This is a genomic window from Burkholderia sp. 9779_493 (assembly GCF_015712215.1).
Classification (GTDB): Bacteria; Pseudomonadota; Gammaproteobacteria; order Burkholderiales; family Burkholderiaceae; genus Burkholderia; species Burkholderia cenocepacia.
The window spans coordinates 184,662-201,905 of the sequence record NZ_JACCQA010000002.1; the positions used below are offsets into that span (position 1 = coordinate 184,662).

The following is a 17,244-nucleotide window of genomic DNA, read 5'->3' on the forward strand; positions in this document are numbered from 1 at the left end:
TGCATTCGGGCATTCGGTTTTGCGCCCGCTGGCGGGTGCGTGAAGAAGCCCGTCTCTCGTGCCGGCTTTTTCATTTCCCGTGTCCCGTTGTCGCATCCCGCTCGCGCACGGTACGTCTGCGTTTTTTCCCGTCCCACCCCGTATGTTGTAATATCGGACGTTTTGTCCAATTTTCCCGTCACGCATGCTCGATTTCTTCCGTAATCACCAGCGCCTGATGATGGCGCTCCTGCTCCTGATCGTGTTGCCGGGGCTGGGTTTCGTCGGGATCCAAGGCTTCCGCGGCTTCTTCGACGACAGTGCGAACGTCGCGGCAGTCAACGGGCACAAGATCACGCGGGTCGAATTCGACGGCGCGTTTCGCCAGCAGATCGACCAGGCGCGCCAGGCGCTCGGCGGGCAGTTCGACATCAAGATGTTCGACACGCCCGAGCATCGCAAGCAGGTTCTCGACGGCCTGATCCAGCAACGCGTGCTGGCCGACGAGACGCAACGTCTGCACCTGACCGCGTCCGACAACGCCGTACGCGACGCGCTGATGAGCGACCCGATGATCGCGTCGCTGAAGAAGCCCGACGGATCGATCGACGTCGAACGCTATGCACAGCTGCTGTCGTTCCAGGGAATGACGCCCGAGCAGTACCAGGAGCGTGTGCGTTACAGTCTCGCGCTGCAGCAGATTCCTGCGAGCATCGTGTCGAGCGCGTTCACGCCGAAGAGCCTCGCGCAACGCCTGTCCGAACTCGCCGCGCAACAGCGTGAAGTGCAGGCGCTCGTGCTGAAGACGAGCGACTTCGCAGCGAAGGTGCAGCCGACCGACGCGCAGCTCACCGCGTACTACGACGCACACAAGCAGAGCTTCGCGACGCCGGAAACCGCGACGATCCAGTACCTCGTCTATTCGCCGGCCGCAGCGGCCGCGAGCGCGCAGCCGACCGAAGCGGACATCAAGAAGTTCTACGACGACAATCCGACGCACTTCCGTACCGAAGCGCAGGTGCGCGTGAGCCACATCTTCATCGCCGCGCCGGGCAGCGCCAGCGCGGCCGACAAGGCGGCCGCGAAAGCGAAGGCCGAGCAATTGCTCGCCGACGTGAAGGCGCATCCGGACCAGTTCGCGCAGATCGCGCAGAAGAGCTCGCAGGACGCGCCGTCGGCGGCGAAGGGCGGCGACCTCGGCTTCATCACGCGCGGCTCGACCGCGGGCGGCAAGGCGTTCGACGATGCCGCGTTCTCGCTCAAGCAGGGCGACGTGAGCGGTATCGTGCAGTCGGACCTCGGTTTCCACATCCTGAAGGCGACCGAAGTGAAGCCGGCGGTCGTCAAACCGTTCGCGGAAGTGAAGGACCAGATCGCGATCGACCTGAAGCAGCAGTACGCATCGAAGGCGTTCTCGGACAACGCGGAAGGGTTCACGTCGACCGTCTACGAAAAGGCGAAGACGCTGCAGCCGGCCGCGGACAAGTACAAGCTGACGATCCAGACGGCCACCGTCACGCCGACGCCGAATCCGCAACTGCCGCCGACGAGCCCGCTGAACAACGCGAAATTCCTCGCCGCCGTGTTCGCGAACGACTCGGTGAAGAACCAGAACAACACGCAGGCGATCGACGTCGGCAACAATACGTTGATCTCCGCGCGCGTGACCGACTACAAGCCGGCTGCCGTGCCCGCACTCGATGCGATCACGGACGTCGTGCGCCAGAAGGTCATCGCCGAGCAGGCCGCGGAACTCGCGAAGAAGGATGGGGCGGCGAAGCTGGCCGAGCTGCAGAAGTCGAAGTCGACCGACGGCTTCGCGGCCGCGCAGAAGGTGTCGCGCACGCAATCGCAGGGCCTGACGCCGGCTGCGCTGAGCGCCGTCTACAAGGTCGATGCGAAGACGCTGCCGGCGTACGTCGGGGTCGATCTTGGTGCGGACGGTTATGCGATCTATCGCGTGAACGCGGTGATCCCGGGGTCGGCGGTCGATCCGCAGCAACTGGCGGCCGCGCAGCAGCAGATGGCGCAGGTCGACGCGCAAAGCGAAGGCGAGGCGTATCTCGCCGCGCTGCGCGATCGCTCGAAGGTGAAGCTGTACGGCACGACGGCCAGCCAGCAGCAAGACGGCGACAACTGAACGTCGTTTCGCCTGCAACCATCAAAAAGCCCCGCTCGAAGCGGGGCTTTTTGTTTTCCGGTGCGCGGCTGCGCTCAGCCGTGCGGCTTGCCGAGCAACGGCTTCAGCGCCGGCCACACGTTGTCGAGCAGAATGCCCTGGGCTTGCTGCGCGGGATGCATCTGGTCGGCCTGGAACATCTCCGGCTTGTTCTCGATGCCGGCCAGCAGGAACGGTACGAGCGGTACGGCGAGGTCCTTCGACAGCCGCGTATAGACCGCGTGGAACTTCTGCGTGTAGTCGGGGCCGTAATTGGGCGGCACGTACATGCCGACCAGCACGACCTTCGCCCGCGCACGCTGCGCACTGGCGATGATGTCGCGCAGGTTCTGCTCGGTCGTCGCGAGCGGCACGCCGCGCAGCGCATCGTTCGAACCGAGTTCGACGACGACGATCGACGGTTTGAGTCGCTGCAGCACCGCGGGCAACCGCGCACGGCCGCCGCTCGTGGTGTCGCCGCTGACGCTGGCGTTCGCGACGCTATAATCGATTCGCTCGGTCGTGAGCCGTTGCCGCAGCAGTGCAACCCAGCCTGTGTCGCGCGGCAGTCCGTATTCGGCCGAGAGACTGTCGCCGAGCACGACGATCACGGGCTGGCTCGATGCCGACGCCGTCGCGGCGCGCGCGGGTACGGTGACGGCCAGCAGGGTGCCCAGCAGCGCGGCGGCCGCCGCGCGTCTTTTCCAGCGAAATGTCGTGTCCATGTTCAAGATTACCGATCCGATCATCGAAGTCCATGACGTGTGCAAGCGGGTTGCCGATGCGACGGGCGAGCTGACGATCCTCGACGGCATCACGCTCGCCGTGCAACCGGGCAGCAGCCTCGCGATCGTCGGCGCGTCGGGGTCGGGCAAATCGACGCTGCTCGGCCTGCTTGCGGGGTTGGACAGCGCGACGAGCGGCACGGTTCGCCTGCTCGGCCGCGCGCTCGACCAGCTCGACGAGGACGAGCGCGCGGCGCTGCGCAACGGCGCGGTCGGATTCGTGTTCCAGTCGTTCCAGTTGATGCCGCACCTGACGGCGCTCGAGAACGTGATGCTGCCGCTCGAACTGCAGGGTGGCATCAGCGCGCGCGAGGCTGCCGAGCGTGCCCGGGCGCTGCTCGTGCAGGTCGGTCTGGGCGAACGCACTGCGCATTATCCGAAGCTGCTGTCGGGCGGCGAACAGCAGCGCGTCGCACTCGCACGCGCGTTCGTCACGCGTCCGGCGATCCTGTTCGCCGACGAGCCGACCGGCAGCCTCGACGCGGCCACCGGCCACGCGGTCATCGACCTGATGTTCGAACTGAACCGCACGCACGGCGCGACGCTCGTGCTCGTCACACACGATGCCGAACTCGCGCGCCGCTGTGCGACGACGGTGACGATCGACGCGGGGCGCATCGTCGCGCCGCACGGGCATGGGCGTTGATGCGTCAGTGCTTCAACGCTTGAGCGCCGCACGGGCGCGCTCGATCAGCGCCGTGGTCGACGAGTCGTGCTTCGCCGGGTCGACCGATTCGGCGGACAGGTCGGCTTCGACGACCTTGCCGAGAATCTTGCCGAGTTCGACGCCCCACTGGTCGAACGGATTGATGTCCCACACCGTCGCCTGCACCAGCACCTTGTGCTCGTAGAGCGCGATCAGCGCACCGAGCGCGCGCGGCGTCAGCGCATCGACGAGCAGCGTCGTGGTCGGGCGGTTGCCGGGGAACGTCAGGTGCGGCGCGAGCGCTTCCTTGCCGGGCCCGGCGACCTTGCGCGCTTCTTCGAGCGTGCGGCCGAGCATCAGCGCCTCGCTCTGCGCGAAGCAGTTCGCGAGCAGCTTCGGATGGTGGCTCGCGAGCGGATGCTCGGGTGTCAGCACCGCGATGAAGTCGATCGGCACGATCGTCGGCCCCTGGTGCAGCATCTGGAAGAACGCATGCTGGCCGTTGGTGCCCGGCTCGCCCCACGTGACGGCCGACGTCGGATAGTCGACGAAGGTGCCGTCCAACCGCGCGGATTTGCCGTTGCTCTCCATTTCGAGCTGCTGCAGGTACGACGGCAGGTAGTGCAGCGCTTCCGAATACGGCGCGACGAGATAGCTCTGCGAGCCGAAGAAGTTCCGGTACCAGATGCCGATCAGGCCGAGCAGCACCGGCAGGTTGCGCTCGAGCGGCGCTTCGCGGAAGTGGCGGTCCATGTCGTTCGCGCCGGCCAGCAGCTCGTCGAACTGCTCCGGGCCGACCGCGATCATGATCGACAGGCCGACCGCCGACCACAGCGAATAGCGGCCGCCGACCCAATCCCACATTTCGAACACGTTGTCCGCGGCGATGCCGAACTTCACGACTTCGGCCGGGTTCGCCGACACGCCGACGAAGTGCTTCGCGAGCGCGTCCTCGGGGCAGCCGCGCGCGACGAACCAGTCGCGCAGCGAGCGTGCGTTCGTCATCGTCTCGAGCGTCGTGAAGGTCTTCGACACGATGATCGCGAGCGTTTCCTCGGGATCGACCTGTTCGAGCACGCGCGCGAGATCGGCGCCGTCGACGTTCGACACGAAGTGGGTCGAGATCTCGGGCGTCGCGACGTGGTGCAGCGCATGCACGACCATCTTCGGCCCGAGATCCGAGCCGCCGATGCCGATGTTGATCACGTGGCGGATCCGCTTGCCCGTATAGCCCGTCCACGTGCCGCTGCGCACGGCGCGCGCGAACGTCGCCATCTTCGCGCGCTCGGCGCTCACCTGCGCGTGGAACGGCGCTTGCGGGTCGGTCGCGCGCAGCGCGGTGTGCAGCGCGGCGCGGCCTTCGGTCGGGTTGACGATCTCGCCCGCGAACATCGCGTCGCGGCGCGCTTCGACGCCCGCGTCGCGCGCGAGTTGCACGAGCAGGCGCACCGTTTCGTCGTCGATGCGGTTCTTCGAGAAATCGGCCGCAAGACCGCCGCCCGGAATCGTGAAGCGTTCGGCGCGGGTCGGCGCGCGGTCGTTTTCCGGCGCGAACCAGTCGCGCAGCCGCGCGTGGCGGATCTGTTCGAAGTGGGATTGAAGGGCAGTCCAGGCGGGGAGCGATTTCAGCGTCATGACGGTTCGAGTGAAGCGTGAATCGGGAGGAATGCCGCGCCGGCTCATCGGGATCGGAAAGCCGGCGGACGAGAAGGCCCGCCGTGCGGCGGGGCAGTCAGTATAGCGGCGTTACGTGTCGGCGCGCGGCGACGGATAAAAAAGGCGATTGATCAGCGTGCGCACCATCGGCGCGAGCTCGCCCGCGGTGAGCCCGGCCGGGCCGGTGCCGTTCGCGGTCAGCGTGTCGGCCGCGAGGCCGTGCAGGTAGACGCCGGCCAGCGCGGCTTCGTATGGCGCGACCCGTTGCGCGAGCAGCGCGCCGATCAGGCCGCCGAGCACGTCGCCGGTGCCGCCGGTGGAGAGCGCCGCGTTGCCGGTCGGGTTGATCGCTACGCGTCCGTCGGGCGCGGCAATCACCGTGCCCGAGCCTTTCAGCACGACGATGCCGGCGTAACGGGCGGCGAGCGTCTGCGCGGCCGCGACGCGATCGCGCTGCACCGCGGCCGTGTCGCTGCCGTGCAGGCGCGCGGCTTCGAGCGGATGCGGCGTCAGCACGCACGGCTTGCCGCGTGCGCCGCGCGCGGCGACGGCGGCCGCGAGGTCCGCGTGCGTCGCGACGAGGTTCAGCGCGTCGGCATCGAGCAGCGTCGGGAGGTCGTGCGCGAGCACGTCGCGCACGAGCGTCGCCGCGGCCTCGCGCGTGCCGAGCCCGCAACCGGCCGCGATCGCGGTCATCGCGCCGAGGTCGAGCGTGTCGGCCGGATGCAGCATCAGTTCGGGGAACGGCGGGTCGTACGGCGGCGCGCCCGCGCCAAGGAAGCCGACGTGCACCTTGCCGGCGCCCGCGAACAGCGCGGCGCGGGCGGCGAGGATCGGCGCACCGCACATGCCCGTGTCGCCGCCGAGCACCGCGAGGCTGCCGTACGTGCCCTTGTGGGACGCGAAGGCGCGCGCGGGCAGCGCCGCGGCGAAGCGCGCGGGCGCATTCAGCACGATGGCCGGCGCGGCGGGCGGCGCGACGTCGAGCGACGCGACGTGGATCTCGCCGGCGAGATCGCGGCCGTCGCCCGTGTAGAGGCCGGGCTTCGCGCCGATGAAGGTGAGCGTGTGGGTGGCCGCAACGGCGACGCCCGCGCCGACGATCCGGCCCGTGTCGCTGTCGAGCCCGCTCGGCACGTCGAGCGCGAGTACGCGGCCGCCGCTGCGCGCATGGGCGGCGATGCGTGCGGCCTGCTCCGCGAACGCGCCGTCGAGCGCACGGCCGAGGCCGATGCCGAACAGCCCGTCGACGACCCACGCGTAGCCCTCCAGCGACGCGGGCGCGGTGGCCGACAACGGCACGCCGGCGGTGCGCGCGAGGCCCAGCGCCCATTGCGCGTCGTCCGGCTTGACCGGCACCGGCATCCACGCATGCGTGGCGACACCGAGCTGCTGGAGCTGCGCGGCGGCCACCAGCGCGTCGCCGCCGTTGTTGCCGGGGCCGACCGCGAACCAGAGGGGGCGATCGTCGCCGGCGACGCGTTCGGACAGCCAGTGCGCGGCGGCGGCGCCGGCGCGGCCCATCAGCGTGTGCGGCGGCAGCGCGGCGGCGGCGTCGGCTTCGGCCGCGCGCAGGTCGGCGACGCGCAGCAGCGCGATCGGATCGGAATCGGGAAGCGGGCGGGTAACGGTCATCGCGGGATCGTGGCGGCGGGCAAGGAGGCCGCCACGGGTCGGCCCCGCGGCGGTCAGGTCGTGAAGCGGCCGGCGCTCAGCGCGGCGAGCGTGTCGGCGGGCCAGTGCTGGACGTTGCCGCCCAGATAGTCGGTCACCACTTTAGCAGACCCGCACGCGAGGCCCCAGCCGGCCGGGCCATGGCCGAAATTGACGAACACGCGTGGGTGCGGGGTCGGACCCACGACGGGCAGGCCGTCCGGCGACAGCAGTTGCATGCCCCGCCACGGCAGGGCGGCGGAGATCTTGGCGGCGCCGGGCACCCAGTCATGGACGGCCTGGCCGAGCAACGCGAGCGCGGCCTCGGACAACGGCTCGGCAAGCGGTTTCGCGGTATCGGCGACGCTCTGCAGCACGGCGGCGCCGCCGACGCGCAGCCGCTGGTGGGTGCGCGTGATCGAGATCCGCTTGATCGAATCGACGACGCAAAGGTGCGGCGAGTGTTCCTCGTACGCGACCGGTGCGGTGAGCGTATGGACGCGCGCCGGGTGCAGCGGCAGGCGCCAGCCGAGCCGTTCGAGCAGCGGGAGGCTGCCGGCGCCGGCGGCGACCACGATCGCGTCCGCGGAAATCACGTCGACCTCGCGCGCCTGCGCCGCGCGCCGGTTGCCCGGCGGCACGAGCTCGACCGCGGCGCGGCCGCTGTCGACGCGGATCGCGGCGACGTCCGCGCCGAAGCGGAACTGCACGCCGTGCTCGTCCAGCGTCTGCTTGATCAGTTTCGCGAACAGCGGGCAATTGCCGGTGCGCTCGGTTTCGAGCAGCACGCCGCCGGCAAAGCCGGGTTCGGCCGGCACCGACGGTTCGAGCGCCGCGCATTCGTCGGCGGTGAGGGTGCGGTACGGCTGGTCGAGCGTGCGCAGCAGGTCGAGCGCCGGTTGCAGCGCATCCCAGTCGCGCGGATCGCGCACGACGTGCAGGATGCCGGGTTTCTGTTCGAATTCGAGCTCGAGACGCGCGTCGATATCGGCGAGCGCGTCGCGCGACGCGTCGATCAGCGGACGCAGCCGCGCGTACTGCGCGGCGAACGCGTCGGGCTCGCGCAGCGTGCCGAGCTGCTTGACGAAGCGGCGCACGCCGCCGTTGAAGCCCGGCTTGTAGACGATGCCGCTGTCGCGCGGCTGGCGCTGGCGCATGAAAGTCGGGCCGAACCAGACGTCGAGCGGGCTCGGCAGCAGCGCGCCGCCGTCGCCGTAGGTCGCACCTTGCGCGACGGTCGCGTGGCGTTCGACCACGCACACGCGATGGCCGGCCGCGCGCAGCTGGTAGGCGGTGGCGACGCCGCTGATTCCGCCGCCGATGACGATGACATCCATGGAGTGCTTCGATGACGGGCGGCGCGCACGCCGCCCGGTGAGAATTCGCTGAGGGCCGGGCCCGGTGAACCCGGAATGATAGCGCCAAAAGTGCGCGAGCCGGCGCCGGCCGAGCATGGGTGGTGCGGTCGGGCCACGGCGGCGGGCATCCTGGGCCCGCGCAGGCCGGCCCGGCGGGCGGCCGTGCGCGCCACGCGTCCCGGCACCGTCGCGGTGCATGCGGACTACCGATCGGCCGGTCTTGGGCGGCCGACTTCCGGGTATAATTACGGCCTTCCTTTCGCCCCACGTCGCCACCTCGCGCGACTCATCGACGTCAGTCCAGCCCATGGCTCACTTCTCGTGTTTTCCCGGCGCTTCGGCCCTCTCCGATTTCCGTCAAACCCGTCTGCTCGATACGCTCAGGCAAATCGACGCCAACATCGTCGCGGTGCGCGGCCAGTTCCTGCACTTCGTCAATGCGGCCGAGCCGCTGTCGGCCGACGACAGCGCGCGCATCGATGCGCTGATGCACTACGGCGAGCCGTTCCAGCCGGCGGGCGAGAAGGGCACGACCGAGACCTTCGTCGTGCTGCCGCGCTTCGGCACGGTCTCGCCGTGGGCGAGCAAGGCGACCGACATCGCGCAGCACTGCGGCCTCACGCAGGTGCGCCGCATCGAGCGCGGCGTCGAATTCACGGTCACGCTGAAGTCGGGCCTGCTCGGCGGCAAGAAGGCGCTGTCGGACGACGCGCGCGCGGCCGTCGCGGCCGCGCTGCATGACCGGATGACCGAAAGCGTGGTCGCGGCGCGCGACGACGCGAAGCACCTGTTCGACGAACTGCCGGCCAAGCCGCTGTCGACCGTCGACGTGCTGGGCGTCGGCCGCGGCGCGCTGGAGCGCGCGAACGTCGAGCTGGGCCTCGCGCTCGCCGACGACGAGATCGACTATCTGGTCGACGCGTTCCGCAAGCTCGAACGCAACCCGACCGACGTCGAACTGATGATGTTCGCGCAGGCGAACAGCGAGCACTGCCGCCACAAGATCTTCAACGCGCAGTGGACGATCGACGGCGAAGCGCAGGACATGTCGCTGTTCGCGATGATCCGCAACACCGAGAAGCTGAGCCCGCAGGGCACGATCGTCGCGTATTCGGACAACTCGTCGATCATGGTCGGCGCCGAGGCCGAGCGCTGGTTCCCGCGCAAGGCCGGTGCGCCCGGCGAGCCGGGCGAGCGCTACGGCCGCCACACCGAACTCACGCACACGCTGATGAAGGTCGAGACGCACAACCACCCGACGGCGATCTCGCCGTTCCCGGGGGCGGCGACCGGCGCGGGCGGCGAGATTCGCGACGAAGGCGCGACGGGCCGCGGTGCGCGCCCGAAGGCCGGCCTCACGGGCTTCACCGTGTCGAACCTCGACCTGCCGGACGCCCGCCAGCCGTGGGAAAACGCGCGCGACGCCGCGCAGCCGGTGGCCGAGCGCAACCCGAACGAGCAGCACGGCCCGTACGGCCGCCCGGACCGCATCGCGTCGCCGCTGCAGATCATGATCGACGGCCCGCTCGGCGGCGCCGCCTTCAACAACGAATTCGGCCGCCCGAACCTCGGCGGTTACTTCCGCGTCTACGAGCAGAACGTCGGCGGCACGGTGCACGGCTATCACAAGCCGATCATGATCGCGGGCGGCCTCGGCAACATCGCGGATCAGCACACGCACAAGCACGACGTGCCGGCGGGCTCGCTGCTGATCCAGATCGGCGGCCCCGGCATGCGGATCGGCATGGGCGGCGGCGCCGCGAGCTCGATGGCGACCGGCGCGAACACGGCCGAACTCGACTTCGACTCGGTGCAGCGCGGCAACCCGGAAATCGAGCGGCGCGCGCAGGAAGTGATCAACGGCTGCTGGCAGCTCGGCGCGGAAAACCCGATCCTGAGCATCCACGACGTCGGCGCGGGCGGCCTGTCGAACGCATTCCCCGAAATCGTCGACGGCGCGGGCAAGGGCGCGCGCTTCGAACTGCGCAAGGTCGTGCTCGAGGAATCGGGCCTGTCGCCGCGCGAAATCTGGTCGAACGAGGCGCAGGAGCGCTACGTGCTGGCGATCGCGCCGGCCGACCTGCCGCGCTTCGAGGCGATCTGCGCGCGCGAGCGCTGCCCGTTCGCGGTGGTCGGTGTCGCGACCGACGAACGCCAGCTGAAGCTCGTCGACGACGAAGCGACGGGCGCCGACGAATACCCGGTCGACATGCCGATGGAAGTGCTGCTCGGCAAGCCGCCGCGCATGCACCGCGACGTCACGCGCGTGAACACCGAGCGTGCGCCGGTCGACGTGACCGGCATCGCGCTGTCGGCGGTCGCGCTCGACGTGCTGAAGCACCCGACGGTCGGCAGCAAGTCGTTCCTGATCACGATCGGCGACCGTTCGGTCGGCGGTACGTCGGTGCGCGACCAGATGGTCGGCCCGTGGCAGGTGCCGGTGGCCGACTGCGCGATCACCGCGCTCGACTACGCGGGCTTCAAGGGCGAGGCGATGACGATGGCCGAGCGCACGCCGCTCGCCGTGATCGATGCACCGGCATCGGGCCGCATGGCCGTCGGCGAAGCGATCACGAACATCGCGAGCGCGCCGATCGCGTCGCTCGACAAGCTGAAGCTGTCCGCGAACTGGATGGCCGCGTGCGGCACGGCCGGCGAAGACGCCGCGCTGTTCGACACGGTCAAGGCGATCGGCATGGAGCTGTGCCCGGCGCTCGGGATCGGCATCCCGGTCGGCAAGGATTCGCTGTCGATGAAGACGAAGTGGGACGAGCAGGGCGTCGCGAAGGAAGTGGTGTCGCCGGTGTCGCTGATCATCTCCGCGTTCGCGCCGGTCGAGGACGTGCGCCGCCATCTCACGCCGCAACTGCGCCGCGTGGCGGATGCGGGCGACAGCGTGCTGATCGCGATCGACCTCGGCCGCGGCAAGAACCGGATGGGCGGCAGCATCTTCGCGCAGGTCACGCAGCAGGTCGGCGACACGACGCCGGACGTCGACGACGCGGAAGACCTGAAGCGCTTCTTCAACGCGATCCAGTCGCTCAATGCGCAGGACAAGCTGCTCGCGTACCACGACCGCTCGGACGGCGGCCTGTGGGCGACCGTGTGCGAAATGGCGTTCGCGGGCCACGCGGGCGTATCGCTGAACGTCGACATGCTGACGCTCGACCCGAACCACGAATCCGACTACGGCGACGCGAAGGACTGGGCGAAGCAGACGAGCGGCCGTCGCGACGACCGCACGCTGCGCGCGCTGTTCTCCGAAGAGCTCGGCGCCGTCGTGCAGGTGCGCGCGTCCGACCGCGACGCGGTGCTCGGCGCGCTGCGCGAATTCGGCCTGTCGACGTGCTCGCACGTGATCGGCTCGGTCAACGATCGCGACGTGATCGAGGTGTACCGCGATGCGAAGAAGATCTTCGACGCGCCGCGTACCGAGCTCCATCGCGCCTGGAGCGAAGTGAGCTGGCGCATCGCGCGCCTGCGTGACAACCCCGCCTGCGCGGATGCCGAATACGACGCGCTGCTCGACGCGGCCGACCCGGGCCTCTCGCCGGTGCTCACGTTCGATCCGGCCGACGACATCGCCGCGCCGTTCATCGCGACGGGCGCACGGCCGCGCGTCGCGATCCTGCGCGAGCAGGGCGTGAACTCGCATCTGGAAACGGCGTATGCGTTCGACCGCGCCGGCTTCGATGCGCACGACGTGCACATGAGCGACCTGCTCGCGGGCCGCGCGACGCTGGCCGATTTCGCGGGTGCGGTCGCGTGCGGCGGCTTCTCGTACGGCGACGTGCTGGGCGCGGGCGAAGGCTGGGCGAAGACGATCCGTTTCAACGCGAACCTCGCCGACATGTTCTCGGCCTTCTTTGCGCGTCCCGATACGTTCGCCCTCGGTATCTGCAATGGCTGCCAGATGCTGTCGAGCATCGCGTCGATGATCCCGGGCGCGCAAGCGTGGCCGAAGTTCACGCGCAACAAGTCCGAGCAGTTCGAGGCGCGTTTCTCGTTCGTCGAAGTGGAGAAATCGCCGTCGATCTTCTTCGCGGGAATGGAAGGCTCGCGGATTCCGGTCGCGGTCGCGCACGGCGAAGGCTATGCGGACTTCTCGCAGCAAGGCGACATCGACCGCGTCGCGGTCGCGATGCGTTACGTCGACCACCGCGGCGAAGCGACCGAGCGCTATCCGTTCAACCCGAACGGGTCGCCCGCCGGCATCACGTCGGTCACGACGGCTGATGGCCGCTTCTCGGTGCTGATGCCGCACATGGAGCGCGTGCATCGTACGGTGACGATGAGCTGGCACCCGGAAGGCTGGGGTGACGCGAGCCCGTGGATGCGGGTGTTCCGCAACGCACGTCGCTGGATCGGCTGATCCGGATGATGTTCGACCCGAACGCGCCGGTCGAGATCGTCACGCTGCGTGACGAGCGTGCGAGCGAGGCCGACGCGATCGGCCGCGTGATCCGTGCGGCGTTCGCGGGCGAGCCGCAGGGCGGCGCGTTCGAGCAGCGCATCGTCGACACGCTGCGTGCCGACGGTGCGCTGAGCGTATCGCTCGTCGCGGAGCGCGACGGGCGCATCGTCGGGCACGTCGCGTTCTCGCCGGTCGCGATCGGCGGCGAGCCGGCCGGCAGTCAGCAGTGGTACGGGCTGGCGCCGCTCGCGGTGCGGCCCGATTGCCAGCGGCAGAGCATCGGCGCGGGGCTCGTGCGCACGGGGCTCGACGCATTGCGCCGGCTCGGCGCGCGTGGCTGCGTGGTGCTCGGCGAGCCGGCGTGTTACGCGCGTTTCGGATTCGAACCGCACGGCGACATCGTGTTTGCGGGCGTGCCGGCCGAGTATTTCCTCGCGCTGTCGCTCGATGATTCCGCGCCGCTTCCGGCAGGCGACGTGCGTTACCACGACGTGTTTTATCCCGCGTAGCGAACGCTGCGGGCGGGTGACGGCCTGGCACAATAAAAAACCGCTCCTCGGAGCGGTTTTTTATTGTGCGTCGGCTAAGCCCCATCGCATCGCGGCACCCCTGTTCGTGCGCGCCAAAAGAAAAAGCCGCTCTGAAGAGCGGCTGATCGATGCGCGTGTGACGTGCGCCGGCGTTACTGGATCTTGGCCTGCTGGCGCAGACCTTCCTCGAACGCCTGCAGCTTCTGCTGCACGAGCTGCTGCGCGATCTGCGCCTTCACCTGGTCGAACGGCGGCGGGGCGATGTCACGGATGTCGTCGACGCGGATGATGTGCCAGCCGAACTGCGTCTTCACCGGCGTGTCGGTCATCTGGCCTTTCTGCAGCTTCTGCGCGGCCGCCGCGAATTCCGGCACGTACGCCTTCGGATCGGACCAGTCGAGATCGCCGCCGTTCTTGCCCGAACCCGGATCCTTCGAGTATTGCTTCGCGAGATCCTCGAACTTCGCGCCGCCCTTGATCTTCGCGATCAGGTCCTTCGCCTGCTGCTCGTTGTCGACGAGGATGTGGTGCAGGTGATACTCGCGGTTGCCGCCCACGCCCTTGACGAGCTCGTCGTAGCGCGCCTTCACTTCGGCGTCGGTCGGCTGGTTCTTCTTCAGGAAGCCCTCGATCATCGAGCGCAGCACGACGGTCTGCTGCGCGACGGCGACTTGCGCCTTTACGTCCGGACGGTTCGGGATGCCTTCGCGAATCGCTTCCTGCATCAGGATTTCGCGGTTCACGAGCTCCTGGCGCACGGCCTGCTGCAGTTGCGGGCCGTCGGTCTGGCCTTGCTGGACGAGCTGCGCGACCATCGCGTCGGCGCGCGACTTCGGAATCGGCGTGCCGTTGACGACGGCGATGTTCTGGGCGAATGCCGGTGCCGCTGCAAATGCAGCCGCCGCGACCCACAGGCGGGGGGATGTCAGGATCATCGGGAATTCCTAATGAGACTAGATTGAAGATTCGTTGAATTCTTCGGGCGTGTAAGCCACGATCGCGAGCGCGTGAATGCCGCGCTGCATCGCATCAGCGAGCGCATCATACACCAGCCGGTGCCGCGCGACGCGCGGCTTGCCCGCGAACGCGGACGACACGATCGTGACCGTGAAGTGGCCGCCGGCGGCCGCGCCGGCGTGGCCTGCGTGCTGCGCGCTGTCGTCGCGCACGGTGAGCGACAGCGGCGCGAGCGACGCGGTGAGGCGCGCTTCGATCAGCGCGATGCGTTCGTCGGCGGAGGCGTGGAGAAAGGCGTCGGTCATGTCACTCGTCCTTCAGGTACTTCGTGAGCCACAGGCTCTGCAGGATGATGAATACGACCATCGCGCCCGTCGTCCCGAACAGCTTGAAGTTCACCCATTGCGATTCGGTGAAGTTGTGCACCACGTACAGGTTCGCGACGCCGAGCACCGCGAAGAACAGCGCCCACGCGAGGTTCAGCTTGTCCCACACGGGGGACGGCAGCGTGAGCTGCTTGCCCATCATCTTCTCGATCAGGTTCTTGCTGAACGCATAGCGCGCGGCGAGCAACCCGATCGCAAACAGCCAGTACAGCACAGTCGGTTTCCATTGAATGAATTTCTCGTCATGCAGGACGAGGGTGGCGCCACCGAACACGACGATCACGCCGAGGCTGACCCACAGCATCGTGTCCACCTTCCGGTGCCGGAAGGCGACCCATGCGACCTGGGCCAGCGTCGCGACGATCGCGACGGCGGTGGCGGTAAAGATGCCCCAGACCTTGAAGGCGACAAAAAACAGGATGATCGGAAACAGATCGAACAGGAATTTCATGGCGCTCGCAGCTGCGTGACGGGCCGCGGGCGCGGCCTGTCACCGTTGTAGGGACCCGCCAGGCATCGCCGTCGCGGATCGGGGCGGCCAGCCCGGGGCTGGCTGCCGCGGCGATCCGCCCGGCGCCGCTCATTCGTTTTCGGGTCGGGACTCGAAGTTTAACGCAGCCGAATTGATGCAGTACCGCAAACCGGTCTTGTCGCGCGGGCCGTCCTCGAAGACGTGGCCCAGATGCGCGCCGCAGTGGTTGCAGCGCACCTCGACGCGCACCATTCCGTGCGAGTAGTCGATCTTCTCGTCGATCACCTCGCCGTTGAGCGGCTTGAAGTAGCTGGGCCAGCCGCAGCCCGAGTGGAACTTGGCGCCGGATTCGAACAGCGGCGTGCTGCAGACGACGCACTTGTAGATGCCGGCATCCTCGGTGTCGGTGTATTCGCCGGTGAACGCGCGCTCGGTCGCCGCGTGCTGCGTGACCTCGTACTGCATCGGCGTGAGCCGGCGGCGCAGCTCGGCGTCGTCTTTCTGGTACGGGAAGGTCTTGTCGTCGGAATCGTGGGACATGGGGGTTCTCCTGATCGGTCGGTCGAGATGCGCGGGTTGCGGGCTCAGGACGAGCAGCTCACTTCGAGCGAGCCGGCCCAGTCGGGCGGCAACGCCGCATACGCTTCATGCTCCGGTTGTTCGTCGAACGGGCGGCGCAGGATCTGCGCGAGCCGCTCGACTTCCGAAAAATCCTTTTCCTTCGCGCGCCGGATCGCGACTTCGGCCAGATGGTTGCGAAGCACGTATTTGGGGTTCGCGCGGTTCATTGCAACTGCGCGTGCCACGTCGTCGCGCGTTTCCTCGGACAGCCGCGCGCGATAGAGGTTCGCCCATGCGTCGAACGCTTCACGGTCGATGAAGAGGTCGCGCACGGGCGCGTCGCGGCTCGCGTCGTGCTTCGAGATCTGCGCGAGCCGGCGGAACGTCAGCGTGAAATCCGCGTGGCTCGCATGCATCGTCTCGAGCAGCTTGTTCGCGAGTTCGGCGTCACCCTCGCGTTCGAGTTCCAGACCGAGTTTCGCGCGCATTGCGCGTTCGAGCGCGGGGCCGAAGCGCTCCGGAAACTTCGCGAGCACGGCCTGTGCGTCGTCCACCGCGCGCTCGGCGCGCGCATCGTCGTCGGCGATGCCGTGCTGCAGCCCGATCAGCGGCAGCAGCGCCTGCGCGAGGCAGTAGCAGTTCCAGTGCGCGATGCGCGGCTGCATCCGGTACGCATAGCGGCCGCCGGTATCGGAGTGGTTGCAGATATGGTTCGCATCGAACGCGTCGACGAAGCCGAACGGACCGTAGTCGATCGTCACGCCGAGGATCGACATGTTGTCGGTGTTCATCACGCCGTGGCAGAAACCGACGGCCTGCCATTGCGCGACGAGGTCGGCCGTGCGCAGCGTCGCGGCCTCGAGCAGCGCGAGGTACGGATCGTCCGCGTCGCGGCAGGCCGGATGGAAGCGGTCGATCACGTGATCGGCAAGCTGGCGCAGCAGGTCGGGGCGATCGTTCGAGAAGAAGTGCTCGAAGTGGCCGAAGCGCACGAAGCTTTCCGACACGCGCGTGACGACGGCCGCCGTCTCGATCTCCTCGCGCACCACCGGCTGGTCGGAGCCGATCACCGTCAGCGCGCGCGTGGTCGGGATGCCGAGGTGATGCATCGCTTCCGAGCACAGGAATTCTCGGATCGACGAGCGCAGCACCGCGCGGCCGTCGCCCATTCGCGAATACGGCGTGCGGCCGCCGCCCTTGAGCTGCAGTTCGTAGCGCCGGCCGTCGGTGCCGGGCAATTCGCCGATCGTCAGCGCGCGGCCGTCGCCGAGCTGGCCGGCCCACACGCCGAACTGGTGGCCGGAATAGACCGACGCATACGGCATCGCGTTCGCGGGCCAGTCGCGCGTCGGGTTGCCGGCGAACAGCTCGGCGAAGCCGGGCTGCGCGGCGAGCGTGGGTGGCAGATCGAGCAGCTGCGCGACTTCGTCGGAAAAGCCGACGACGTACGGCGCGGCAAGCGGCGCGGCCGGCAGCCGCGTATGAAACGCGTCGCCGAGCGTGACGAACGCGCGCTCGGCGGGCGCGCCGAGCGTCGCGGCGAGGTCGGGGAGGGTGTCAGCCGCATCGGCTGCGCTTCGGGAAAACGACATGTTGAGCGCCTCTGGGTAAGCCGATATTGTAAGGCGGCGCCGCGCCGCCCGCATGGCGGCCCGCGCGCCGTGCGCCACGCCCGTCCGGGGTCGCTGA

At 68.7% G+C, this 17,244-nt stretch carries 13 protein-coding genes; 4 read left to right on the forward strand and 9 right to left on the reverse strand.

The genetic code is table 11. The features are described from left to right. The first annotated feature begins 184 nt into the window (after window positions 1–184). Window positions 185–2,119 (forward strand): SurA N-terminal domain-containing protein, encoded by a 1,935-nt coding sequence (locus H0X95_RS02440; protein WP_059720660.1) that lies wholly within the window; start codon window positions 185–187, stop codon window positions 2,117–2,119. A 74-nt stretch (window positions 2,120–2,193) separates the two neighbouring features. On the opposite strand, the gene H0X95_RS02445 is transcribed toward H0X95_RS02440, so the two are convergent. Continuing rightward, window positions 2,194–2,862, reverse strand: coding sequence for an arylesterase (locus tag H0X95_RS02445; RefSeq protein WP_006489343.1), 669 nt, complete (start codon window positions 2,860–2,862; stop codon window positions 2,194–2,196). Here H0X95_RS02445 and H0X95_RS02450 point away from each other — a divergent pair. After that, entirely contained in the window at window positions 2,861–3,568 is a 708-nt protein-coding gene (locus H0X95_RS02450; RefSeq protein WP_006496353.1) for an ABC transporter ATP-binding protein, read from the forward strand. The two genes, H0X95_RS02445 and H0X95_RS02450, sit on opposite strands and share 2 nt — an antisense overlap. 12 nt (window positions 3,569–3,580) lie before the next feature. Here the strand turns inward: H0X95_RS02450 and pgi are convergent, their stop codons facing one another. The 3 genes from pgi to H0X95_RS02465 all read right to left on the reverse strand — a co-directional run bounded on the left by pgi (window position 3,581) and on the right by H0X95_RS02465 (window position 8,214). After that, on the reverse strand, window positions 3,581–5,203 hold the full coding sequence (gene pgi, locus H0X95_RS02455; RefSeq protein ID WP_006489351.1) for a glucose-6-phosphate isomerase: 1,623 nt from the start codon (window positions 5,201–5,203) through the stop codon (window positions 3,581–3,583). Window positions 5,204–5,314: 111 nt separating this feature from the next. Further along, entirely contained in the window at window positions 5,315–6,859 is a 1,545-nt protein-coding gene (locus H0X95_RS02460; protein ID WP_059720659.1) for an NAD(P)H-hydrate dehydratase, read from the reverse strand. Between the two features lie 53 nt (window positions 6,860–6,912). Then, on the reverse strand, window positions 6,913–8,214 hold the full coding sequence (locus H0X95_RS02465) for an FAD-dependent oxidoreductase (protein WP_006492783.1): 1,302 nt from the start codon (window positions 8,212–8,214) through the stop codon (window positions 6,913–6,915). Window positions 8,215–8,542: 328 nt separating this feature from the next. On the opposite strand from H0X95_RS02465, the gene purL reads away from it, so the two are divergent. Both purL and H0X95_RS02475 read left to right on the forward strand, forming a co-directional pair. Next, window positions 8,543–12,607, forward strand: coding sequence for a phosphoribosylformylglycinamidine synthase (purL, locus tag H0X95_RS02470; RefSeq protein WP_059720658.1), 4,065 nt, complete (start codon window positions 8,543–8,545; stop codon window positions 12,605–12,607). Window positions 12,608–12,612: 5 nt separating this feature from the next. After that, on the forward strand, window positions 12,613–13,158 hold the full coding sequence (locus H0X95_RS02475) for a GNAT family N-acetyltransferase (RefSeq protein WP_196445883.1): 546 nt from the start codon (window positions 12,613–12,615) through the stop codon (window positions 13,156–13,158). Window positions 13,159–13,331: 173 nt separating this feature from the next. Here the strand turns inward: H0X95_RS02475 and H0X95_RS02480 are convergent, their stop codons facing one another. From H0X95_RS02480 to H0X95_RS02500, 5 genes are all read right to left on the reverse strand, one after another. Further along, a complete protein-coding gene (locus H0X95_RS02480) occupies window positions 13,332–14,114 on the reverse strand; it encodes a peptidylprolyl isomerase (RefSeq protein WP_006483903.1) in 783 nt (260 codons plus the stop codon). An 18-nt stretch (window positions 14,115–14,132) separates the two neighbouring features. Further along, entirely contained in the window at window positions 14,133–14,441 is a 309-nt protein-coding gene (locus H0X95_RS02485; protein WP_006483904.1) for a BolA family protein, read from the reverse strand. Window position 14,442: 1 nt separating this feature from the next. Continuing rightward, window positions 14,443–14,973: a septation protein A gene (locus tag H0X95_RS02490; RefSeq protein WP_006483893.1), complete on the reverse strand. Its 531-nt coding sequence runs from the start codon at window positions 14,971–14,973 to the stop codon at window positions 14,443–14,445. Between the two features lie 129 nt (window positions 14,974–15,102). Next, window positions 15,103–15,534: a peptide-methionine (R)-S-oxide reductase MsrB gene (gene msrB / locus H0X95_RS02495; protein ID WP_006483891.1), complete on the reverse strand. Its 432-nt coding sequence runs from the start codon at window positions 15,532–15,534 to the stop codon at window positions 15,103–15,105. 44 nt (window positions 15,535–15,578) lie between these two features. After that, the gene (locus H0X95_RS02500; RefSeq protein WP_034201619.1) at window positions 15,579–17,147 is read right to left on the reverse strand and encodes a protein adenylyltransferase SelO; all 1,569 of its coding nucleotides are present in this window, start codon (window positions 17,145–17,147) and stop codon (window positions 15,579–15,581) included. Between the last annotated feature and the right edge of the window lie 97 nt (window positions 17,148–17,244).